The organism is Streptomyces aurantiacus, assembly GCF_027107535.1.
Taxonomy (GTDB): Bacteria; Actinomycetota; Actinomycetes; order Streptomycetales; family Streptomycetaceae; genus Streptomyces.
The window spans coordinates 7812648-7835489 of the sequence record NZ_CP114283.1 but is presented as its reverse complement, the minus strand read 5'-3'; the positions used below and the strand labels follow the sequence as shown (position 1 = coordinate 7835489).

Sequence of the window (22842 nt, the reverse complement as noted above, 5' to 3'; positions counted from 1 at the left end):
CCGATCACGGAACACCGAATCGCCGGACCCCGCCCGAACCGGGCGATACAGCCCCGAGAACCCTTCCGGCAGCCGTCCCGGCCAACCGGCCCGGAACCTGCCGAGGTCCGGCGGGCCCGCTCAGTCCCAGGATCCCAGCGCCGGCGGCAACCCCGCCACCTCGGCGAGGTCCTCCGCCGTCAGGCGCAGCCCGGCCGCCCCCGCGTTCTCCGCGGCCCAGCACGCCCGCTTCGTCCCGGGCACCGGAACCACGTGCCGCCCGCGCGACAGCACCCACGCGAGCGCCACCTGAGCGGGGGTGACGCGGGCTTCCTCCGCCGCGGCCGAGTGACGGGCGGCCACCCGTCGCAGGCCGACGACGATGGACTGGTTGGCGGCCATCATCTCGGCGGTGAAACGGGGATGCCGGGCCCGTAGGTCGTCGCGCTCGAACCCCTCACCGGGGGTGAGCGTCCCGGTCAGGAAGCCGCTGCCGAGCGGCATCGCCGCGAGGAAACCGACACCGCGGGCCTCGCACCACGGCAGCAGGCTCTCCAAGGCCTGCTGCGACCACACCGACAGTTCGGCCTCCACCGCGCTCACCGGGAAGACCTGCTGCACCCGCTCCAGCCGGCGGATCGTTTCGTCGTGCAGCCGTGCCCCCGGTCCGCGGCCGGGGCGCGCGCCCATCGCGCACAGCCCGAGCGCCCGCACCTTCCCGGCCGTCACGAGCTCCGCCATCGCGCCCCACGTCTCCTCGACCGGCACCTCCGGATCCTCGCGGTGCAGCTGGTAGAGGTCTATGACGTCCGTCTGCAGGCGGCGCAGCGAGGCGTCGCACGCCCGCTTCACGTAGCCGGGACGGCCGTTGGCCACGATGTGCTGCTCGCCGACCAGCAGACCGACCTTGGTCGACACGAAGGCCTCCGAACGCCGGTCCTTCAGTGCGCGCCCGACCAGCAGCTCGTTCTTGAAGGGGCCGTACATGTCGGCAGTGTCCAGGAGGGTCACACCCCGGTCGAGGGCCGTGTGCACGGTCCGCAGCGACTCGTCACCCCGCTGCCGCGAACCCGAGTACGCCCAGCTCATCGGCATGCACCCGAGGCCGACAGCCCCCACCTCGAGCGCCGCTGCCCCGATCGTCCTGCGCTCCACCTGGCCGCGCCCTCCCTCTCCTGGCCCCCCAAACTAACCTCTGCGTCCGCAGGCGCTTCGCATAGCCTCCTGACCATGACGTACGAAGTGTGGCTCCCGTTTCCCGCAGACGAACTCGAAGGCCTCCCCGCGGGCCCCAACTACCGCTACTGGAACGGCGAGAGGGACTTTCCCGCCGACCCCGCCGACTGCGCCTTCTACGTCGTCCCCTATATGAAGGGCGGCGACATCTCGGTGCGCCCCCTGGCCGACATGACGTCCGTACGGGTCGTGCAGACGCTGTCGGCCGGTATCGACCACGTCCAGCCGGGCCTGGAACTGCTGCCCGGCGGCGTGCAGTTGTGCAACGCGCGCGGTGTGCACGACGCCAGCACCGCCGAACTCGCCCTCACCCTGATCCTCGCCTCGTTGCGGGGCGTCCCCGACTTCGTCCGCGGGCAGGACAGCGAGGAATGGCGGTCCGGCTTCCGTCCCGCGCTCGCGGACAAAAGCGTCCTGATCGTCGGCTACGGAGCGGTCGGCTCCGCCATCGAGGACCGGCTCGTACCCTTCGAGCTCGCGCGGGTGGCGCGCGTCGCGCGCTCCGCACGCGAGACGGCGCGCGGCCCTGTGCATCCGATCGCCGCACTGCCCGAACTCCTCCCGGAAGCCGACGTGGTGGTGCTCATCACGCCCCTCACCGAGCAGACGAAAGGCCTGGCGGGCGCCGATTTCCTGGCCCGTATGAAGGACGGGGCACTCCTCGTGAACGTGGCCCGCGGTGGTGTCGTCGACACGAAGGCGCTCCTCGCCGAGCTGGAGAGCGGCCGGCTCCGGGCGGCCCTGGACGTCACCGACCCCGAACCACTGCCCCCGGGGCACCCCCTGTGGCACGCGCCCGGCGTACTGATCAGCCCTCACGTCGGCGGCCCGACCTCGGCGTTCTTCCCGCGCGCCCAGCGGCTCCTCGTGGACCAGTTGCACCGTTTCGTGAACCGGGAGCCCCTGCGGAACGTGGTCCTTACGACGGGCTCGTAGTCCTCCCCTCTCCCGGCAGCGGCAGGGCGGGGACCCGCACGGGTACCCTCCGCAGTCCCTCGAATGCGCGCCGTGTCCGCGGCCCCGCTGATCGTCACGGAGCGTAGAGGAACTATGTCCCTGAGTGACGAGACTGGTGTATCGTCCCGACAGGGGCTGCGCCGCGCATCATTCGGCGCCGGGGATCGAGAGACAGCAACAGCGAGGGGGGCGACGGGCGATGCACGGCCTATGGACCAACGATCCGACGCGGCGGGGCCGCCGACGGCGACCCTGGTGTCCACCCGCGCGCAGACGCGGCCACAGCGGCCATCACCATCGAAGGCCGAGCGGTCGCAGGAGGCACGCGCATCCGGCCCGCCGGGACCAGAGGGACTCGGGGGCGGGGCGGACCGGAGAGGCACAGTGAGCTCCCCGGTGGCGTTGCAGGCCCGCCGCCCGGCCACCGGAGGCGGACCCGGCACGGTCCCGCAGCTCATGCTCGCCCTGATGTGCGCGGCATACGCGGTCGGTTCCGCGCTCGGCTGGGGCTCGCACCGACTCGCTCTGATCATGGGCGACTTCGGGCTGAGCGCGGCGGCCTCCGCGGCGGCCGTCTCCTGCTTCCTGTGCGCCCGTGCCCGCCGCAGCCGCTTTCGACCTGCCTGGCTTCTCTTCTCGCTCTCCTCCGCGATGGCGGCGGCCGGCAACCTCGTCTGGGGCTGGTACGAGGTCGTCCTGAACCGCCCGGTGCCCAGCCCGAGCTACGCCGACCTGTTCTTCCTGTGCTTCGCACCGCCGGCCATCGTGGGACTGCTCGTCCTCGCCAAACGGCCGGTGAGCAAGGCCGGGTGGGTCTGTCTGGGCCTCGACGCCTGGCTGATCGGCGGCTCGCTGCTCACGCTCTCCTGGAGTCTGGCGCTCGCCCAGGCGGCGAAGGCGGAGGGGCCGAGCGTGCCCCACACCGCCCTGTCGCTCGCGTATCCGCTGCTGGACATCGCCCTCGTGAGCATGGTGCTCGCACTGCACTTCAGGCGCTCGGCGGTGAACCGCTCCGCGGTGAACACCGCGATCGGGGCGCTGGCCCTGACGGTGATGTGCGACGCCCTGTTCACCTCGCCACTGCTGCACAACGACTACCGCTCGGGGCAGTTGCTCGACGCCGGCTGGTTCGCCGGATCGCTGCTGCTCGCCTACGCCCCCTGGGTGGGGCACCGGAACGGACCCACGGAAGAAGAGGGGCACACGCGCGTGGTGTACGGCTACGTGCCCGGGCCCCGGCAGGGAGAACCGGCACTCGTGCCCCTCCAGGAAGGAGGTCACAGTCGGTATCCGGCCAGCAGGCCCATCACCAGTTCGCTGGCGGCACTCACTCCCTACCTGGCCGCCGCGGTCTGCACGCTGGGGATTCTCTACAACGTGCTCAACGGCCGCAGCGTCGACCGCGTCGTGCTCGTCACCGGCGGCACGGTCGTGCTCGCCCTCGTCGTGCGCCAGGGCATCATGCTCATCGACAACATCACCCTCACCCAGGAGCTGGCCCAGAAGGAGAACCACTTCCGCTCCCTGGTGCAGGGCTCCAGCGACGTCATCATGATCGCCGCCCCGAACGGCATCCTCCGGTACGTCAGCCCGGCCGCGGCCGGGGTCTACGGGCGGCCCGCCGAGGACCTGGTCGGCTCCGAACTCGCCTCGCTCATCCACCCGGAGGACCTGGGCTGCGTGGTGCACGAGGTGCGCCGCTTCCTCGCCGCCGACCCCGCCGAGGAGCCCACCACCCGCATCGAGTGCCGTTTCAGGTCCGGTGAAGGAGGCTGGCTCAACGTCGAGTCGACCGTCAACCGCCACCACGGCGGCCTCATCTTCAACAGCCGTGACGTCACCGAGCGGGTCCGCCTCCAGGCCCAGCTGCAGCACAACGCCGAGCACGACCCGCTCACCGACCTGCCCAACCGCGCCCTGTTCACCAAGCGCGTCGGACAGGCGCTGTCCGGCCGCCGCTCCTCCGACCACGGCACCGCCGTGCTCTTCATCGACCTCGACGGATTCAAAGCGGTCAACGACACGATCGGGCACCAGGCCGGTGACGAGCTCCTCGTACAGGCCGCCCGCAGGCTCCAGGACGCCGTCCGGTACGGGGACACCGCCTCCCGGCTCGGCGGCGACGAGTTCGCGGCCCTGATCGTCGGTGACGGCACCCGTGACCGCACCGCGCGCGAGCGCCACATCTTCGAGCTGGCCGACCGCCTCCGCAAGACCCTCTCGCAGCCGTACCTCATCGACGGCAACGATGTCCGGGTCGCCGCCTCCATCGGTGTGGCCTTCTCCGAGCCGGGCCTGGGAGCCGGTGAACTGCTGCGCAACGCGGACCTGGCGATGTACCGGGCGAAGGCGGCGGGCAAGGGCCGCGTCGAGCTGTACGCGCCACAGATGCAGCAGGACGTCGTACGGAAGGCGGAGCTGGCCACCCGGCTGCGCGCCGCCCTGCACGACGGCGAGTTCGCACTGCTGCACCAGCCCGTGGTCTCCCTGGACACCGGCCGGATCACGGCGGTGGCCGCACAGGCGCGCTGGCGCTCCGCCCAGGGCGTGCTGTTCACCCCCGCGGAGTTCCTGCGCGTCGCCGAGGACAACGAGCGCACCGCCGAGCTCGGCCGCTGGATGCTGGAGGAGGCCGTCGAGCAGGCCGCCGAGCGCGCCGCCACCGGGCTCGCCGTACCCATCGCCGTCCGGATGACCGCCCGCCGGCTCCTCGACCGCTCCATGCCCCTCAGCTCGGTCGAGGCCCTGCTGACCCGGCACGGCCTGCCCTCCGGCGCACTGATCGTGGAACTGGCCGAAACCGATCCCAAGATCTCCCTGGACGAGCTGGAGCGCCGGCTGAACACGCTCAGGCGTCTCGGCGTCCGGATCGCCCTGGACGGCTTCGGCAGCGGCTACGCCACGATCACCGCGCTGCGCCGCCTGCCCGTGGACATACTGAAACTCGACCGCGGTCTGGTCGAGGGCGTCGTCGAGTCCGCCCGGCTCCACAAGATCACCAGCGGGCTGCTGCGCATCGCCAACGACCTGGGACTGCAGTCCGTGGCCGACGGAGTGGATCTGCCCGAGCAGGTCATCGCCCTGCGCTCGATGGGCTGCACCCACGGACAGGGTGTCGCCTTCTCCGGGCCGCTGGACGAGTACCGACTGCGCCGGGCCCTGGCGGGGGGCGCCTACCCCATGCCCCACGGCCCCGTCGAGCCCGTCTTCGTGGGAGGCGGTGCAAGCGGCATCTACGCAGGTGGGAGCACGAACGTCTACGCGGCCGGGGCGGCCTCGGGCGGCTACGGAACCGGCATCGCGCTCCGTTCACATAATGAGACTCCCGTCCCACCCACTTGACACGCACTGCGTGCCGGGGGGAGGGTCTGTGCCATGCGCACCCGAATTCTCGTACTTGGAAAGCGCGTCGGCTGAGCTGGGACGCACCGGATCGATGACCCGGAACTCCCAGCGACCGCACCCGACGCGCTCCCCTCGCCTGCCTCACGGCACGAGGGGTTTTTTGTTGCACAGGTGACAGTCGATCAGCAATCGCACACCGTACAAAACATGCAAAAACCCTCAGCATCGAGAAGAGAATGCCGATGACCGAGCAGGCCACCGGGGCCCACCACCCGCAGCCGCGGCCCCGTTCCGGAGGACAGCACTCCGCACCCGAGCAGGTGACGGGAGCGCAGTCCCTCATCCGTTCTCTCGAGGAGGTCGGGGCCGAGACGGTATTCGGCATTCCCGGCGGCACCATCCTCCCGGCCTACGACCCGCTGATGGACTCCAAGCGGGTGCGGCACGTGCTGGTCCGCCACGAGCAGGGCGCCGGCCACGCGGCCACCGGATACGCGCAGGCCACCGGCAAGGTCGGGGTGTGCATGGCGACGTCCGGGCCGGGCGCCACGAACCTGGTCACCCCGATCGCGGACGCGCACATGGACTCCGTGCCGCTGGTCGCGATCACCGGGCAGGTCGCGTCGAAGGCGATCGGTACGGACGCCTTCCAGGAGGCGGACATCGTCGGCATCACCATGCCGATCACCAAGCACAGCTACCTGGTCACCAAGGCGGAGGACATCCCCCGGGCGATCGCGGAGGCGTTCCACATCGCCTCCACCGGCCGCCCGGGCCCGGTCCTGGTCGACATCCCCAAGGACATCCTCCAGGCGAAGACCACCTTCAGCTGGCCGCCGACCATGGACCTGCCCGGCTACCGCCCGGTGACCAAGCCGCACGCCAAGCAGATCCGCGAGGCGGCCCGGCTGATCACCCAGGCCCGGAGGCCCGTCCTCTACGTCGGCGGCGGCGTCATGAAGGCCGGCGCCACCGCCGAGCTGAAGGTCCTCGCAGAACTCACCGGAGCGCCCGTCACCACCACCCTGATGGCGCTCGGCGCATTCCCCGACAGCCACCCGCTGCACGTGGGAATGCCGGGCATGCACGGTGCGGTCACCGCCGTCACCGCGCTGCAGAAGGCCGACCTGATCGTCGCCCTCGGAGCCCGCTTCGACGACCGCGTCACCGGCAAGCTGGACAGCTTCGCCCCGTACGCCAAGATCGTCCACGCCGACATCGACCCCGCGGAGATCGGCAAGAACCGCGCCGCCGACGTGCCGATCGTCGGGGACGCCCGCGAGGTCATCGCCGACCTGATCCAGGCCGTGCAGAAGGAGCACAACGAGGGGCAGCAGGGGGACTACACCGCATGGTGGAAGGACCTCAGCCGCTGGCGGGAGAGCTACCCGCTCGGCTACGAGCAGCCAGTGGACGGCTCGCTCTCGCCCCAGCAGGTCATCGAGCGCATCGGGCAGCTGGCGCCGGAGGGCACGATCTTCGCCGCGGGCGTCGGCCAGCACCAGATGTGGGCCGCGCACTACGTCCAGTACGAGCAGCCCGCGACCTGGCTGAACTCCGGCGGCGCCGGGACGATGGGCTACGCGGTGCCGGCCGCGATGGGTGCCAAGGCCGGAGCCCCGGACCGCACGGTCTGGGCGATCGACGGCGACGGCTGCTTCCAGATGACCAATCAGGAGCTCACCACCTGTGCCCTGAACAACATCCCGATCAAGGTCGCCATCATCAACAACGGCGCCCTCGGGATGGTCCGCCAGTGGCAGACCCTCTTCTACAACCAGCGCTACTCCAACACCGTGCTGCACTCCGGGCCGGGCGCGGACGGCAAGCAGCCGAGCGCCGGCACCCGCGTCCCCGACTTCGTGAAGCTGTCGGAGGCCATGGGCTGCTACGCGATCCGCTGCGAGTCGCCGGACGACCTCGACAAGGTCATCGAAGAGGCGAACTCGATCAACGACCGGCCCGTCGTGATCGACTTCATCGTCCACGAGGACGCCATGGTGTGGCCGATGGTCGCCGCCGGCACCTCGAACGACGAGATCATGGCCGCCCGGGACGTCCGCCCCGACTTCGGCGACAACGAAGACGACTGAGAGCCGTAGGTAAAGGAAGCAGACCCATGTCCAAGCACACGCTCTCCGTCCTGGTGGAGAACAAGCCCGGTGTCCTCGCCCGGATCACCGCGCTGTTCTCCCGCCGCGGCTTCAACATCGACTCGCTGGCGGTCGGTGTCACCGAACACCCCGACATCTCCCGCATCACGATCGTGGTCAACGTGATCGAGGCACTGCCACTCGAACAGGTCACGAAGCAGCTCAACAAGCTCGTCAACGTCCTGAAGATCGTCGAACTGGAGCCTGCGGCGGCCGTTCAGCGCGAACTCGTCCTGGTGAAGGTGCGCGCCGACAACGAGACGCGCTCGCAGATCGTCGAGATCGTCCAGCTGTTCCGCGCCAAGACGGTCGACGTCTCTCCGGAGGCCGTCACCATCGAGGCCACCGGCGGCAGCGACAAGCTGGAGGCCATGCTCAAGATGCTGGAGCCGTTCGGCATCAAGGAGCTCGTCCAGTCCGGCACGATCGCCATCGGCCGCGGCGCCCGCTCGATCACCGACCGGTCGCTGCGTGCGCTGGACCGGTCCGCGTAGGCCCCGTAACAGGATTCCAGCACGACCGGAAGCGGGCGGTCGGCCGTCGTCGGCCGCCCGTATGCCGAGACCCCGGAACTTCCCCTCATCCCACCGGCATACGGTGGGACGCAACACCTGCACTCCAAGGAGAGAACCCAAAGTGGCCGAGCTGTTCTACGACGCTGACGCCGACCTGTCCATCATCCAGGGCCGCAAGGTCGCGGTCATCGGTTACGGCAGCCAGGGCCACGCCCACGCGCTGTCGCTCCGTGACTCGGGTGTCGACGTCCGGGTCGGTCTGCACGAGGGCTCCAAGTCCAAGGCGAAGGCCGAGGAGCAGGGCCTGCGTGTGGTGACCCCGTCCGAGGCCGCCGCCGAGGCCGACGTCATCATGATCCTGGTCCCGGACCCGATCCAGGCCCAGGTCTACGAGGAGTCCGTCAAGGACAACCTCGCCGACGGCGACGCGCTGTTCTTCGGCCACGGCCTGAACATCCGCTTCGGCTTCATCAAGCCCCCGGCCGGCGTCGACGTCTGCATGGTCGCCCCCAAGGGCCCGGGCCACCTCGTCCGCCGCCAGTACGAGGAGGGCCGCGGCGTTCCGTGCATCGCGGCCGTCGAGCAGGACGCGACCGGCAACGGCTTCGCGCTCGCCCTCTCGTACGCGAAGGGCATCGGCGGCACCCGTGCCGGCGTCATCAAGACGACCTTCACCGAGGAGACCGAGACCGACCTGTTCGGTGAGCAGGCCGTCCTCTGCGGTGGTACGGCCGCGCTCGTCAAGGCGGGCTTCGAGACGCTGACCGAGGCGGGCTACCAGCCGGAGATCGCCTACTTCGAGTGCCTCCACGAGCTGAAGCTCATCGTCGACCTCATGTACGAGGGCGGCCTGGAGAAGATGCGCTGGTCGATCTCGGAGACCGCCGAGTGGGGCGACTACGTCACCGGCCCGCGGATCATCACGGACGCCACCAAGGCCGAGATGAAGAAGGTCCTCGCCGAGATCCAGGACGGCACGTTCGCCCAGGCCTGGATGGACGAGTACCACGGCGGTCTGAAGAAGTACAACGAGTACAAGACCCAGGACGAGAACCACCTCCTGGAGACCACCGGCAAGGAGCTGCGCAAGCTCATGTCGTGGGTCAACGACGACGAGTGACTCCGTCGGTCCGGTCGTGGTGCCGGGGCGACCCGGCACCACGACCGTGCCCGTCAGTTCGAGGCGCGGCCACGGGGCTCCGTCCCCGGACCCGCTCCTCGTTCGCCGAAGGAGCTGAACGCGCGTGCCGGTTCGTACGCGCTGATGTGCACGTGCGGGTGATCCTTCTGCGGAGGCGCGTGAACACGGCGTGCCACCACTAGACTGCTCCACTACATACGCGTCGGGCCCACAGCGTCGTGCGTCTAACACGCGGCAACCGCGACACCGAGGAAAGAGCGGGTGCGTTCCCGCGACTTCCCGGCGCCGCTCCCTCCACCGCCTGCGGCCGTCGGGACGGCCGTCCGCAATGGACCTGTGAGGACTCACGTGAGCTCGAAACCTGTCGTACTCATCGCTGAAGAGCTGTCGCCCGCGACCGTCGACGCCCTGGGCCCGGACTTCGAGATCCGGCACGCCAACGGAGGTGACCGGGCCGAGCTGCTGCCCGCCATCGCCGATGTCGACGCGATCCTGATCCGCTCCGCCACCAAGGTCGACGCGGAGGCCATCGCCGCCGCGAAGAAGCTGAAGGTCGTCGCACGAGCCGGCGTCGGCCTGGACAACGTCGACGTCTCCGCCGCCACCAAGGCCGGCGTGATGGTCGTCAACGCCCCCACCTCGAACATCGTGACCGCCGCCGAGCTGGCCTGCGGTCTTCTGCTCGCCACCGCGCGCCACATCCCGCAGGCCAACACCGCCCTGAAGAACGGCGAGTGGAAGCGCAGCAAGTACACGGGTGTCGAGCTCGCGGAGAAGACCCTCGGTGTGGTGGGTCTGGGCCGCATCGGCGCGCTCGTCGCCCAGCGCATGTCGGCCTTCGGCATGAAGGTCGTCGCCTACGACCCCTACGTACAGCCCGCGCGAGCCGCGCAGATGGGCGTCAAGGTCCTCTCGCTGGACGAGCTGCTCGAGGTCTCCGACTTCATCACCGTGCACCTGCCCAAGACGCCCGAGACCGTCGGTCTCATCGGCGACGAGGCGCTGCACAAGGTCAAGCCGTCGGTGCGGATCGTCAACGCCGCGCGCGGCGGGATCGTCGACGAGGCCGCGCTGTACTCCGCGCTCAAGGAGGGCCGCGTCGCCGGCGCAGGCCTCGACGTGTACGCGAAGGAGCCCTGCACGGACTCCCCGCTCTTCGAGCTCGACGAGGTCGTCTGCACCCCGCACCTCGGTGCCTCCACGGACGAGGCGCAGGAGAAGGCCGGTATCTCCGTCGCCCGCTCGGTGCGCCTCGCGCTCGCCGGTGAGCTGGTCCCGGACGCGGTGAACGTCCAGGGCGGTGTCATCGCCGAGGACGTCAAGCCGGGTCTGCCGCTCGCCGAGAAGCTCGGCCGCATCTTCACCGCGCTCGCGGGCGAGGTCGCGGTCCGCCTCGACGTCGAGGTGTACGGCGAGATCACCCAGCACGACGTCAAGGTGCTCGAACTCAGCGCCCTGAAGGGTGTGTTCGAGGACGTCGTCGACGAGACCGTCAGTTACGTGAACGCCCCGCTGTTCGCGCAGGAGCGTGGCGTCGAGGTACGGCTGACCACGAGCTCGGAGTCCTCGGACCACCGGAACGTGGTGACCGTGCGCGGCACCCTCGGCGACGGCCAGGAGGTGTCGGTCTCCGGCACGCTCGCCGGGCCCAAGCACCACCAGAAGATCGTCGCCGTCGGCGAGTACGACGTGGATCTGGCGCTCGCCGACCACATGGTCGTCCTCAACTACGCCGACCGTCCCGGTGTCGTCGGCACCCTCGGCCGGATCCTCGGCGAGGCGGGCATCAACATCGCCGGTATGCAGGTCGCGCGTGCGGACGTGGGCGGCGAGGCGCTTGCCGTGCTGACCGTGGACGACACGGTGCCGCAGCCGGTGCTGACGGAGCTGGCGGAGGAGATCGGGGCCACGCAGGCTCGTTCGGTCAACCTGGTCTGAGGCTGCCCGAACCTGCTGGGGGCTGCCGCCCCCAGGCCCCCGCGTCGCGCTGTGCGCTTGTCCTCGAGCGCCGGACGGGCCGAGTGTTCGTCTGCGGGTGCGTGGGGGCTGGTCGCGCAGTTCCCCGCGCCCCTGAAGGACTGCGCCGTTGCCCGCGCCCCCAGATGGGGGCGCGGGCAACGGCGCAGTGGGGGTCAGACGCAGACCTTGTCCTGTTCGGTGGGCTTCGGTTCGCGTACGTGTACCTGGCGCAGGCTCACCGTCGCCAGGACCGCCGCGCCGAGCAGAAGCAGCGCTCCCGCGACCGCCGCCGCCTGCATCCCGCTCGTGAACGCCTCCCGCGCCGCGGCGGTCAGCGCGTCGCCCGCCCGCGATGGCATTCGTGCGGCCTCCGCGAGAGCGGCCCCGAGCGTCTCGTGCGCCGCGGCCGGCGCCGAGTCCGGCACCTCGTGGCGGTACACCGCCGTGCCGATCGACCCCAGCAGCGCCATCCCCAGCGCGCCGCCGAACTCCGCGCCGGTCTCCAGGACCGAGGACGCGGTCCCCGCCTTCTCCGCCGCGACGGTGCCCAGCGCCAGGTCCATCATCTGGGACATCACGGTGACGATTCCGGAGGCGATGACGCCGGCCCCGCCGAGCACCAGCCACATCGAGTCCGTACCGGCCGCGGTGAGCATCCCGTAACCGCAGGCGGCGAGCACGAAGCCGCCGGAGACGACGTACGCCCTGTGCACGCCCCGCTGTACCAGGTGCGCGGCGACCGGCGCGGCGACACCGACGAGCACGGTGGGCAGGAGCCCCCACAGCGCGGCCTCCATGGAGCTCTTGCCGAGCACCGACTGCAGGTACTGCGTGGTGAAGAACGCCGAGCCCATCATGCCGAACGACGACAGCAGGTTCAGTGAGACGGCGGGCGCGAAGCCCCGGCCGCGGAAGAGCGCGGGCGGGATCATCGGCGACTCGGCCGTCCGCTGGCGGTGGACGAACAGCGCGGCGAAGAGCAGGCCGACGGTCACCGGGACGACGTAGCGGACGTTCCAGCCCTCGGAGGGGATCTCCTTGAGGCCGTAGATCACCGGCAGTACCGCCGCCATGGACAGCGGCACGCTCAGCAGGTCGAAGCGGCCCGGCGCCGGGTTCCTGGACTCCGGGAGCAGGAACGGCCCGATGAGCAGCAGCAGCGCCATCGCGGGCAGGTTCACCAGGAACACCGAGCCCCACCAGAAGTGCTCGACGAGGACACCGCTCATCACCGAGCCGAGCGCGACGCCGGCCGTCATCACGCCGGACCACATGCCGATCGCTGTGGAGCGCTGGGCCGGGTCCGTGAAGAGCGTGCGGATCATGGCCAGGGTGGACGGCATCAGGGTCGCGCCGCCGATGCCGAGCAGCGCGCGGGCCGCGATGAGCGTTTCCGCGCTGTTCGCGTACGCGGCGAGCAGCGAGGCCGCGCCGAAGGCACCGGCGCCGATCAGGAGCAGTTTGCGGCGGCCGATGCGGTCGCCGAGCGACCCCATCGTCATCAGCAGCCCGGCGAGCACGAAGGCGTACATGTCGAAGATCCACAGCTGCTGGGTGCCGGTCGGCTCCAGGTCGGCGCTGATCTGGGGGATCGCGAAGTAGAGGACCGAGACGTCCATCGAGACGAGGAGCAGCGGCAGCATCAGGACCCCGAGTGCGGTCCATTCACGGCGTCCCGCCCGAGGGCCTGCGGAGGGTGCTCGGTCGGCGTCGGCGCTCGCCAGGTTGGTCGGGTTCGTCATGCCGAGGACTGTACGAGCGTATTAAACGCCTGTCTAGTACGCATGTTTAATACGGCGGTCTGGGACGGTTGTCTGTCGCGGAGGTACGCTGGCCGGCATGGGACACCGTGAGGATCTGCTCGAAGGCGCCAAGCGCTGCCTGCTGGAGAAGGGCTTCGCGCGGACGACGGCGCGCGACATCGTCAAGGAGTCGCGGACGAACCTGGCGTCGATCGGCTACCACTACGGGTCGAAGGACGCGCTGCTCGCGGAGGCGTACATCTCCATCGTCGAGGGGCTCTCCGACGACTTCGACGAGGGAGGGCAGGTCGCGGCCGGTACGGAGCCGGGTTCGCTGGAGAGGTTCCACGAGGTCTGGACGAACATCATCGGGACCATGCGCACGCCCGGCTCGCCGTGGCATCTCAGCATGGAGATCGTCGCCATGGGCGACAAGCTGCCAGGGGTGCGCGACCACCTGGCGAAGGCCCAGCGCGAAGCGGCCCGCGGCATCATCCCGGTGCTGATGGGAGGCCTGGAGGAGGACGTGCCCGAGGAGGACGTCGACACGCTGGGCAAGTTCTACATGACGCTGATGATGGGTCTCATCGCGCAGTGGACCTTCGACCCCGAGACCGCGACCGGAGCAGACGAACTCACCGAAGGGCTGCGGCGGGTCATCGGGGCGACGGGCGGGACGACGCCGCCGGGGAGGGTCAGGCAGCCGGTGGAAGAGCCGGCGAGGGAGACCGCGGTGGAGTCGTCCTGACGATCCGGCCGTCGCGCATCTGCGCGACGCGGTCGCAGAAGTGGCGTACGAGCGCCATGTCGTGACAGATGAACAGATAGCCCAGCCCGAGGCGTTCCTGCAGCTCCGCCAGGAGGTTGAGGACGCCCGCGCGCAGGGACGGGTCGAGCGCGGAGACCGGTTCGTCGAGGACCAGCAGTTTCGGCTCGCAGGCCAAAGCGCGCGCGACACCGGCGCGTTGGCACTGCCCGCCGGACAGCTCGTGCGGACGCCGGTCCCCGTGGGAGGGGTCGAGACCGACCTGCTCCAGCAGCTCGGCCACGCGGTCCGGTCCGGTCGTCCGGTCCCATCTCCCCTGTGCGCGCAGGGGTTCCGCTATCGCGTCCCGGATGCGGTGGCGGGGGCCGAGTGAGCCGTACGGGTCCTGGAACACGGGCTGCATCGCCGGTCGCAGCGGCCGCAGCCGCCGATCGTCCAGCGAGGTCAGCTCCTGTCCGTCGAACCAGACCTCGCCCGCGTCGGGGCGGCGCAGCTGCAGCACGGCCATGGCCGTCGACGACTTGCCGCAGCCCGAGGGACCGACGAGGCCGAGGGTCTCGCCGGGGGCGATGTCGAAGGACACGTGGTCCACGGCGGTGCGGGGGCCGTGGCGCACGACGAGGCCCCGTACGTCGAGGAGCGGACTCGCGGACGTCGAGGGGGTGGCGGGGCCGGCGGGGGGCACGGGGTTCACGCGGACTCCAGGAACAGGTCGGCCGGCTGGGCGGGGAGTTCGCGCCAGCGGTGGCAGGCGACCGAGTGGCCGTCGTGCGTCTGGGGCTCGGGGCTCTCCGTGTGGCAGCGGGTCGCCTCCGCGAGGGGGCAGCGGGGGGCGAAGGCGCAGCCCGGGGGCAGGTCGGCGGGGTTGGGCGGGGTGCCGGGGATCGAGGGGAGTCTGCGGCCGCGCCTCTGCAGGCGGTCCCCGGGCCGGGAGAGTTTTTCCGCGTACTCCTGCGGGAGCGACGACGACAGCAGGCCCGCGGTGTACGGCGCCCGGGGGCGGGCGAACACCTTGTCCACCGGGCCCTCCTCGGCCAGGCGGCCCGCGTACATCACCAGCATCCGGTCGGCGTGCTCCCGTACCGTCGCCAGGTCGTGGGTGACCAGGACGAGAGCGGCTCCCGCGGCCTCCGTACGGTCGGCGAGCAGGCCGAGGACCTGCCGCTGGGTCTCCGGGTCCTGGGCCGTGGTCGGTTCGTCGGCGACCACGAGAGCGGGGGAGTGGAGCATCGCCATCGCGATGACGGCCCGTTGGCGCATACCGCCCGAGAACTCGTGCGGGTAGGACCGGGACTGGGCCGCCGCGATACCGACCTCCTCCAGCGCGGCCACCGCCCTGGCCCGTGCCGCCTTGCGGGAGACGCGCTCCACCGACCGTACGGCCGCGGCGAGTTGGTCGGCGACGGGGTGCACGGGGGAGAGCGCCGAGAGGGCGTCCTGCGGGACCAGGGCGAGCCGGCGGCCCCAGAGGGCGGCCCGTACGGAACGAGGAGCGCCCACCAGCTCGTACGGACCCGTCCGCACGCTGCCCGTCACCGTGGCCTCCCGTGGCGGCATCCCGAGCAGCGCGCGGGCCGTGAGGGACTTGCCCGCGCCCGACTCGCCCACCACGGCGAGTACTTCGCCCTCGCGCACGTCGAAGGAGAGGCCCCGCACGGCTTCGACCGGGCCGAAGGAGACGCGCAGGTCCCGCACGGAGAGAAGGGGTTCGGGGGTCGGGGTCAACGGACTGGTTCCTTGCGTGGGCGGAGGGCGGGCAGGGGGAGGGCGCGGCGGATGACGCGGGCCGTCGGGGCGGATCCGGCCCCGGCGGACCCGGACCTGCCGGACCTCGTGCCGCCGGACCCGGCCCCGCCCTGCGCGTACGACGCCGACGACACCGCGAGGCCCGCCAGCAGGGCCAGCGCCACCGCCGGTGCCAGGGCCGCCCAGGGAGCGCGTTCCACATAGGCGCGGGACTCGTCCAGGAGGAGGCCCCACTCCGGGGCCGGCGGCTGGGCGCCGAGGCCGAGGAAACCGAGGGAGGCGAGGGCCAGGGCGATGCCCGGGAGGCGCAGGAGGGCGTGGCGGGTCACCGGGGCCGCCACCGAGGGCAGTACGTGACGGGTGAGGATCCACGACGGGCTCGCCCCGATGGCCCGTTGGGCCAGCAGGAACGTGGACGCGCGGACCTCCTGCACCAGCGCCGCCGCGTGCGCCGCCAGCGGGGGCCACGAGATCAGGGCGACGGCCAGCGCGGCGCCACCCGTGCCGGGGCCCGCCGCCGCGGCGACCAGGATGCCGACGATCACCGGCGGCAGCGCGTTGGCGATGTCCGAGGCGCCGGCGGACAGGCTCGGCAGGAAGCCCAGGGCCAGCGCGAGCAGCAGGCTGACCAGGCACACCGCGACCGCGGTGCCGACCGTCGACGCGGCGCCGTGCCCGAGCCTGGCCAGCACGTCACGGCCCAGCCCGTCCGTGCCGAGCGGGTTCGCCCAGGACGGGGCCCGCAGGCGTGCGGTCGTGTCCACCGTGTACGGATCGCGCAGCAGGCCCCAGCCGACGCAGGTCAGCAGCACGACTGCGAGCGCCGCCGGAACGGCCGGGTGCGCGCGCACCGGGCGGGCCGCGGGCAGCGTCAGCCCCGCGTCGCGCAGGGCCGGGCCCAGCAGCCGACGCCGGACGACGGCCGCCGCCGCGCCCGTGACGAGGCCGAGCGCGAGCAGAGCCAGCACCGATCCCTGGAGCAGCGGCAGGTCCTGCGACTTGGCCGCCCCGAGGGCCGTACGTCCGATGCCCGGCACCGCGAACACCGTCTCCACGGCGACGGCTCCGCCGGTCAGGCCGACGGTGACCATCGCGAACTGCGGTACCAGCGGCGGCAGTACGCGGCGCAGAGCCGCGGCCGAGACACGGGCCCGGCTCACTCCGGCGCCCCGCCACAGTTCCACCCACCGCTCGTCCAGGACGGCGGGCAGCGCGTCGGCGACCAGGCGGCCGAGCAGTCCGCCGGCGGGTATGCCGAGCGCGAGGGCGGGCAGCACCATGTACTGCGGACCCTGCCAGCCGGAGGTCGGCAGCCAGCCCAGCCACACCCCGAACGCCAGCAACGCGACGGTGGCCAGCAGGAATTCGGGCAGGGCGGCGAGCATCGCGGCGAACGCGCCGGCCGACCCCCGGCCCCGTACGAGGACGGGAGCCACCAGCGCGCAGGTCACCAGGACCGCGACCCCGAGGGCCGCGCCCATCAGCGCGAGCGACACCTGGAGCCCGGAGACGACCGACGGCAGGACGTCGGTGCCCGAGACCCAGGACGTGCCGAAGTCGCCGCGCGGCAGACCCGAGAGCCAGTCCCCCAGCAGGGAGAGGGGGCCCGCGTCGAGCCCGAGATCGCGGCGGATGGCGGCCAGCGCCTCCGGCGTGCCCTCCTGTTCGGCCGAGCGGGCGCGCAGGACGGTGAGCGCGGGATCACGGCCGGAGAGCCAGGGGAGCAGTCCCACGGTGGTGAGGACCACGGCGAGGCAGCCGAGCCGCGTCAGGGCGGCCCGGCTGCCTGGAGTGAACAGGCGTGCCACGGCGCTCACTTGACGTAGGTGGCCGCGGTGATCAGCGCCCGCTCGCGCGGGTCGTGCTCGACGTCCACGACACCGGCCGCGTCGCCCTGGATCACACGCTCGTGCAGCATCGGGATCGCGGCGTCGGTGCCCAGCACCGCGGCCTCCGCGTCGATGACGGCCTTGCGGCGGGCGTCACCGGCCTTCGTCCCGGCGGCCTTCTCCAGCGCCGCGTCGACCGTCTTGTCCGACAGCTGGGAGATGTTGAAGGACCCCTTCGACCCGAAGTCGCTGTAGAGGTACGCGGCGGGATCGCCCGAGTCGAGGACGGTCGCCCGGGAGAGGATGAACGCGTCGAACTCGCCCGCCAGTGCGTCGGACTCGATGTTCGCGTACTCACGCACCTCCAGCTTGACCTTGAACCCGGCCTTCTGGAGCTGCTGCTGCAGCGTCTGGGCCACCTCGGGCAGCTCGGCGCGGTCGGTGAACGTACCGATCGTGATGGTCTTCCCGGCCGGGTCACCGGGCTTGGCGTGCGACACCGGCTCGCGCAGGTCGGCGGCCCAGGGGAGGGCCGGGCCCAGCAGGCCCTTCGCGACGTCGGCCCTGCCCTCGTACACGCCCTCGACGATCGACTCGGCGTCGATGGCCTCGCGGGCGGCGGCCCTCAGGGAGGCGTCCTCGAAGGGGCCCTTCCGGGTGTTCAGATAGAGGGTGTTGGTGCGCGGCATCGGGACCTCGGTGACCAGGTCCTTGTCGAGCAGCGCGGCCTGCGACACCGGTACGGCCTCGACGATGTCGGCCTCGCCGCTGCGCAGGGTGGCCGCGCGGGCGGTGCCGTCGGGCACGAACTTCACGTCGATTCCGGGGGACTTGGCCTTCCCGCCCCAGTAGCCGTCGTAGCGGTCGAGGGTCGCGGACGAGGTGCCGTTCACCTTCGTCAGCTCGAAGGGGCCGGTGCCCGCGCCGACCGGGTCGACGGTCTTCCCCCGGTACGCCTTCGCCGCCAGGACCGACAGCTGCGGCGAGCTCAGCCGCTGCGGGACCAGCGGGTCCTCGGTGGCGGTGGTGACGGCGACGGAGTCACCGTCGGCCTTCACGGTCAGGTCCACGCCGTCGAGGATGCGGGGCTTGGGCGAGGCGGTCGCGGCCTTCGTGAGGGAGCGGACGACGGCCTCGGCGGTGAGCTTCGTACCGTCGTGGAAGGAGACGCCCTTGCGTATGCCGAAGGTCCAGGTGCGGCCGCTCTGCTGCCACTTGGTGGCAAGGGACGCCTCCGCGTCGCCGTCCTCGTCGAGCGTCACCAGGGTCTCGGCGGTGGACCAGCGCGAGAGCTTGAACGCGTCGTCGGACAGCGGCGAAAGGCCGGAACGCGGCGGGAGCATCATCGCGACGCGTACGCGCTTGCCGTCGCCGCCCGCCGAGTCGTCCGACGCGGATCCCGAGAAGCAGCCGGTGAGCAGCACCGCGGACGCCGTGGTCAGCGCGGACAGGGGGAGAAAGCGGGCGGGCAGGCGCACGGAGCACTCCGGGTAAAGGGATGGTCAATGAAGGCGTGCGCCGACCGTAGCACGATGACAATCGTTTTCAGTACTGGTGTCCGGATCCCGATCACCCGGGGCCGTTTCGTCGAATCGGACGACATCGGACGGGACCGTGCGGAGACGGACAGGGGTGGACGAACCCGGTGCGGTCGGGCCGGCGCGGGTGCCGGGCCGGGCCGGGCCGGAGGTGTCGTCACAGGGCGTCGACGGGGCGGCCGACCACGTAGCTGATGGCGGACGCGGTGTCGTCGGTGATGTGCGTGGGCCGACACGTCCCGTCGGTCCACGGCCGGCCGGCCGACACCCACACACTGCGTACACCGTCCAGGGCGGCCGCTCCGGCGATGTCGGCGTGCGGTGAGTCCCCGATCATCCAGGCCCCGCGCAGGGTGGCCCCGAGGGTGGCCGCCGCGGCCCGGAAGATCTCCGGCGCGGGCTTCGAACACCCGACCGCCTCGGAGACCACCCACCCGTGGACGATCCCGTCCAGCCCGGTGCGGCGGATCTTCGCCTCCTGCTGCGCGACACGGCCGTTGGTGACGATCACGCACGTCCATCCGGCGCCGACGGCTCCGCCGAGCGCCTCGCGCACGCCCGGGGCCGGCACGACCCGATCGGCCGCGCCCCGGTCGAGGAACTCCCGGACGGCGGCCCCGGACACGGTCTCCCCGTACCGGCCGACGAGGGCGCGGGCGACGTCCTCCCGCGGCGCGTACCCGCCGGCGTCGACGGACAGCAGCCACGCAAGGTCGTCCACGGGGAGCCCGCCGGTGGCGAGGAACGCGCGAGCCGCTTCCCGGAAGGCGGCATCGCGGTCGACGAGGGTGTTGTCGAGATCGATCATCAGGAGGGGCATGCCCGGGAGTAGAGCACGACGGGACGTGGGGCGGGCCGTCCTTTCCGGCCTCGTCCTGGAGGGCGTCGGGCGATCCGCGCACCGCCGAACCGCGGTCCGCGGTGGCCGGGAGGCGTCGGGGCCAGGGGGTTTCTGGTGGATCTCCGTGGGAGGAGGAGAGGCGTCCGGTGCGTGCTCCGGGAGTCCCCCCGGCCGGAGGCGGGGGAGTGCCGGGCGTCGCGACGCCGCGGAGATCCACCAGAAGCCCCCTAGAGGCGCTGTGCCTTGAGCGCCATGTGCAGGAGCAGGCGGGCCTCGCCGTCGTCCAGGTCGAGGCCGGTGAGCTGTTCGACGCGGGACAGGCGGTAGTAGAGGGTCTGGCGGTGGATGCCCAGCGCGGCGGCGGTGCGGCCGGCCTGGCCCGCGCAGTCGAGGAACACCTCGGCGGTACGGGCGAGTTCGCGGTGGGCGGGGGCGAGCAGGGGCCGGACGGCCGGATCGTGGGAGGCGGCCGGGGACAACGTCGACAGCAGGCGGTACGGGCCGATCGACGACCAGTGCGCGAGAGGGCCCAGCCGGGGCTCGGCCAGGGCCGCGCGGGCGGCGGCCGAGGCCTCCTGCCAGGCGGCGCCGAGGTCGGTGAGGCCGCCGCGGGGCACGGCGATCCCGGCCGCGGCCGGACCGGGCCGGAGGCCGTGGGGCTCCGCCGTCCGGCCGGCCCCGGCCGGACGGGACCGGTCCGGCGACCGCGTACGCGCAGGGTCCGGGGCCGGGTCGGACGGCGGAGGGCCGCCGTGCTCCGGGACGGCGTCGGTGACCTGCGGGGCCGCCGGTCGCCCGGGTCCGTCGGAGGCTGGCGGGCGGCCCGGTCCCCGTACGCCTTCGGTGGCCCGCCGAATCCCGGGGCCCTCGGAACCGTGCGCCGCCCGTGCGGGACCGGACGCGCGCGGGCCACCCGTCGGCCGGGGGCGCGCGGGCCCCGGGACCTCGGTGGCCGTCCGCCCCGTTCCCCGTACCTCCTCGGCCCTCTCCAGCAGGCGCGCGGCCGCCGTCGTCGCCGGGGTGAGGGCCTCCGGGGAACGGAGGCGGACCAGCAGGGCCAGGCTCTGGCCGGCGGGTTCCCAGGGGAGGGCGCACAAGGCGGTGGCGCCCGGGATGGTGCGGACGGACGGGGCGTCGTCGGGGTCGGCCGACGGCCAGGGGGCCACGCAGACCAGCGTGTGGAGGCCCTCGCCGCGGGGCCCGAGGGCCGTGCGCAGTTCCGTCACCGCCATGTCCCGCTGCCACCCGCTCCCGGCGGTGAGGACGGCGCGGAGCTCGCGGCTGAGGTCCGCACCCGCCTGGGCCTCGTCCGCGAGGAGGTCGCCGATGCGCGGCGTCACCTCCATGGCCGCGGCGAGCTGGCGCTCCGTGGGGCCCGGCTCGTCGGCCAGGAGCCACACATAGCCGAGGGCGACCCCCCGATGGCGTACGGGGAGACACACCCGGCCCCGGTGGACGCCCGCCTCCGGAGTCGGCGGGATGCGCACCGGACCGGTCGCCCGCGCGATGCCGAAACTCTCGAACCACGTGCGGACCGCCGCCGTGGAGCGGCGCGTGAGGATCGAGCGGGTGCGCACGGGGTCCAGCGCGGAGGCGTCGAGCTCGCCCTCGCTGTCGTACGCGCCGAAGGCGATCAGCTCGAAGTCGCGGTTCTCCAGCGTCGCGGGGGCGCCGAGGAGCTCCGAGATCTCGTCGACCAGTTCCTGGTAGTCACCTTTGTGTTCCGGCGTCACCCGGGCATTCTCCCCCATTTTCCCGCGCCTTCATACATCTGTCTGAGATCCAGGGCACGGATGCGTGACAGCTGTCGATGGCCGACGATCGGAGCGATCCTTAGGTTTCACGGTGGTTCTCCGTGCCGTATCCGACCGCCGCACACGGGCGGGTACGGCCTTCCGCCGGCCTTGTTGTGGAGGTGCCCCGTGTTGGGTCCCGTGATTCTCGCCGCCTCGCGCAGCGACCGGATGCGCCGTTTGATCTCGGCGGCCCCGGTGACCAGGCCGGTCGTCGACCGCTTCATCCCGGGCGAGAGCGTCGACCAGGTCGTGCCGATCATCCAGGACCTCGCGGGCAGGGGTCTGGAGCTCACCATGGACGTCGTCGGCGAGGACGTCACCACGCCCGAGCAGGCCTCCGTCGCCCGGGACGCCTATCTGGAGCTCATCGACCGTCTCAAGGGGCTGGACCTCGGGACGCGGGCCGAGATGTCCGTGAAGCTGTCCATGTTCGGGCAGGCCCTCCCCGGCGGTCACGAGATCGCCCTCGCGAACGTCCGTCCGGTCGTCGAGGCCGCCGCGGCCATCGGTACGACCGTCACGCTCGACGCCGAGGACCACACCACCCTCGACTCGATGTTCGCCATCCACGAGGAGCTGCGGAAGGACTTCCCGGAGACCGGCTGCGTCATCCAGGCCTACCTCTTCCGCACCGAGGCCGACGCCCGCCGCCTCGCCGCGAACGGCAGCCGCGTACGGCTCGTGAAGGGCGCGTACAAGGAGCCCGCGGAGGTCGCCTACCAGCAGAAGCCGGAGATCGACAAGGCGTACGTGCGGGTCCTGCGCATCCTGATGGAGGGGGACGGGTACCCGATGGTCGGGTCCCACGACCCGCGCCTGATCTCCATCGCACAGGAGCTGGGCCGGCGCGCCGGCCGCAAGCCGGACGAGTACGAGTTCCAGATGCTGTACGGGATCAGGAGCGACGAGCATCTGCGGCTCGCCGCCGAAGGGCACCGGATGCGCGTCTACACCGCGTACGGCACCGACTGGTACGGCTACTTCATGCGCCGCCTCGCCGAGAAGCCGGCCAACCTCCTCTTCTTCGCCCGCTCGATCCTCACCAAGGACTGACGTTGAAGGCGAGCGGTAGCTGTCGGCACCCAGGTGCATCCTGGGCGACGGCAGCTACCGCCCATCGGTCGGCTGAGCCGACCCGGCTCCGGAAAGGAGTTACGGAACCCGTGACTCCGCCCCCGTGGGGGCTTCTCACTCGCACGCCGCAGCGAGCTCATGACGGTCAAGCCCTGACCGCCGCCAAACATACGGACACGACTTCGGCTCTCACGGGCCGAAACCAGGCATTCACTCGGAAGAGGT

At 71.8% G+C, this 22842-nt stretch carries 16 protein-coding genes; 8 read left to right on the top strand and 8 right to left on the bottom strand.

Translation table 11 applies throughout. From position 1 onward, the window contains the following. Window positions 1–120 precede the first annotated feature (120 nt). Entirely contained in the window at window positions 121–1134 is a 1014-nt protein-coding gene (locus O1Q96_RS36530) for an aldo/keto reductase (protein WP_269252199.1), read from the bottom strand. A 75-nt stretch (window positions 1135–1209) separates the two neighbouring features. Between O1Q96_RS36530 and O1Q96_RS36525 the strand changes: the two genes are divergently transcribed. From O1Q96_RS36525 to serA, 6 genes are all read left to right on the top strand, one after another. After that, a complete protein-coding gene (locus tag O1Q96_RS36525) occupies window positions 1210–2151 on the top strand; it encodes a 2-hydroxyacid dehydrogenase (protein ID WP_269252198.1) in 942 nt (313 codons plus the stop codon). Between the two features lie 231 nt (window positions 2152–2382). Then, a complete protein-coding gene (locus O1Q96_RS36520; protein ID WP_419587008.1) occupies window positions 2383–5514 on the top strand; it encodes a putative bifunctional diguanylate cyclase/phosphodiesterase in 3132 nt (1043 codons plus the stop codon). 239 nt (window positions 5515–5753) lie between these two features. Further along, entirely contained in the window at window positions 5754–7610 is a 1857-nt protein-coding gene (locus tag O1Q96_RS36515; RefSeq protein ID WP_269252197.1) for an acetolactate synthase large subunit, read from the top strand. A 26-nt stretch (window positions 7611–7636) separates the two neighbouring features. Next, window positions 7637–8164: an acetolactate synthase small subunit gene (gene ilvN, locus O1Q96_RS36510; protein WP_217454185.1), complete on the top strand. Its 528-nt coding sequence runs from the start codon at window positions 7637–7639 to the stop codon at window positions 8162–8164. A 142-nt stretch (window positions 8165–8306) separates the two neighbouring features. Then, window positions 8307–9305 (top strand): ketol-acid reductoisomerase, encoded by a 999-nt coding sequence (gene ilvC, locus O1Q96_RS36505; protein ID WP_217454186.1) that lies wholly within the window; start codon window positions 8307–8309, stop codon window positions 9303–9305. Window positions 9306–9674: 369 nt separating this feature from the next. Beyond that, a complete protein-coding gene (gene serA / locus O1Q96_RS36500; RefSeq protein WP_217454187.1) occupies window positions 9675–11264 on the top strand; it encodes a phosphoglycerate dehydrogenase in 1590 nt (529 codons plus the stop codon). 194 nt (window positions 11265–11458) lie between these two features. On the opposite strand, the gene O1Q96_RS36495 is transcribed toward serA, so the two are convergent. Beyond that, window positions 11459–13027 (bottom strand): MFS transporter, encoded by a 1569-nt coding sequence (locus tag O1Q96_RS36495; RefSeq protein WP_269252196.1) that lies wholly within the window; start codon window positions 13025–13027, stop codon window positions 11459–11461. 97 nt (window positions 13028–13124) lie between these two features. Between O1Q96_RS36495 and O1Q96_RS36490 the strand changes: the two genes are divergently transcribed. After that, window positions 13125–13775 carry a TetR/AcrR family transcriptional regulator gene (locus O1Q96_RS36490; RefSeq protein WP_269252195.1) on the top strand — a complete coding sequence of 217 codons (651 nt, stop codon included), beginning with the start codon at window positions 13125–13127 and terminating at the stop codon, window positions 13773–13775. On the opposite strand, the gene O1Q96_RS36485 is transcribed toward O1Q96_RS36490, so the two are convergent. The 6 genes from O1Q96_RS36485 to O1Q96_RS36460 all read right to left on the bottom strand — a co-directional run bounded on the left by O1Q96_RS36485 (window position 13723) and on the right by O1Q96_RS36460 (window position 21498). Continuing rightward, window positions 13723–14487 carry an ABC transporter ATP-binding protein gene (locus O1Q96_RS36485; RefSeq protein WP_269252194.1) on the bottom strand — a complete coding sequence of 255 codons (765 nt, stop codon included), beginning with the start codon at window positions 14485–14487 and terminating at the stop codon, window positions 13723–13725. The genes O1Q96_RS36490 and O1Q96_RS36485 overlap by 53 nt on opposite strands. Beyond that, window positions 14484–15518 carry an ABC transporter ATP-binding protein gene (locus O1Q96_RS36480; protein WP_269252193.1) on the bottom strand — a complete coding sequence of 345 codons (1035 nt, stop codon included), beginning with the start codon at window positions 15516–15518 and terminating at the stop codon, window positions 14484–14486. Before O1Q96_RS36480 ends, O1Q96_RS36485 begins: the two co-directional genes overlap by 4 nt. Next, window positions 15515–17356, bottom strand: a complete 1842-nt coding sequence (locus O1Q96_RS36475; protein ID WP_419587007.1) for an ABC transporter permease subunit — start codon at window positions 17354–17356, stop codon at window positions 15515–15517. The genes O1Q96_RS36480 and O1Q96_RS36475 overlap by 4 nt, the downstream gene beginning before the upstream one ends. Further along, entirely contained in the window at window positions 17353–18846 is a 1494-nt protein-coding gene (locus O1Q96_RS36470) for an ABC transporter substrate-binding protein (protein ID WP_269252192.1), read from the bottom strand. The genes O1Q96_RS36475 and O1Q96_RS36470 overlap by 4 nt, the downstream gene beginning before the upstream one ends. Before the next feature lie 217 nt (window positions 18847–19063). Next, on the bottom strand, window positions 19064–19726 hold the full coding sequence (locus tag O1Q96_RS36465) for an HAD family hydrolase (RefSeq protein WP_269252191.1): 663 nt from the start codon (window positions 19724–19726) through the stop codon (window positions 19064–19066). Window positions 19727–19974: 248 nt separating this feature from the next. Then, window positions 19975–21498 carry a PucR family transcriptional regulator gene (locus O1Q96_RS36460; protein ID WP_269252190.1) on the bottom strand — a complete coding sequence of 508 codons (1524 nt, stop codon included), beginning with the start codon at window positions 21496–21498 and terminating at the stop codon, window positions 19975–19977. Between the two features lie 171 nt (window positions 21499–21669). On the opposite strand from O1Q96_RS36460, the gene O1Q96_RS36455 reads away from it, so the two are divergent. Further along, on the top strand, window positions 21670–22596 hold the full coding sequence (locus O1Q96_RS36455; protein ID WP_269252189.1) for a proline dehydrogenase family protein: 927 nt from the start codon (window positions 21670–21672) through the stop codon (window positions 22594–22596). Window positions 22597–22842 lie beyond the last annotated feature (246 nt).

Excerpts from the sequence above, each read along its gene's own strand:
- O1Q96_RS36525 (WP_269252198.1), top strand. The coding sequence starts at position 1,210 with ATGACGTACGAAGTGTGGCTCCCGTTTCCCGCAGACGAACTCGAAGGC.
- O1Q96_RS36520 (WP_419587008.1), top strand. The coding sequence starts at position 2,383 with ATGGACCAACGATCCGACGCGGCGGGGCCGCCGACGGCGACCCTGGTG.
- O1Q96_RS36515 (WP_269252197.1), top strand. The coding sequence starts at position 5,754 with ATGCCGATGACCGAGCAGGCCACCGGGGCCCACCACCCGCAGCCGCGG.
- ilvN (WP_217454185.1), top strand. The coding sequence starts at position 7,637 with ATGTCCAAGCACACGCTCTCCGTCCTGGTGGAGAACAAGCCCGGTGTC.
- O1Q96_RS36495 (WP_269252196.1), bottom strand. The coding sequence starts at position 13,027 with ATGACGAACCCGACCAACCTGGCGAGCGCCGACGCCGACCGAGCACCC.
- O1Q96_RS36490 (WP_269252195.1), top strand. The coding sequence starts at position 13,125 with ATGGGACACCGTGAGGATCTGCTCGAAGGCGCCAAGCGCTGCCTGCTG.
- O1Q96_RS36465 (WP_269252191.1), bottom strand. The coding sequence starts at position 19,726 with ATGCCCCTCCTGATGATCGATCTCGACAACACCCTCGTCGACCGCGAT.
- O1Q96_RS36460 (WP_269252190.1), bottom strand. The coding sequence starts at position 21,498 with ATGGGGGAGAATGCCCGGGTGACGCCGGAACACAAAGGTGACTACCAG.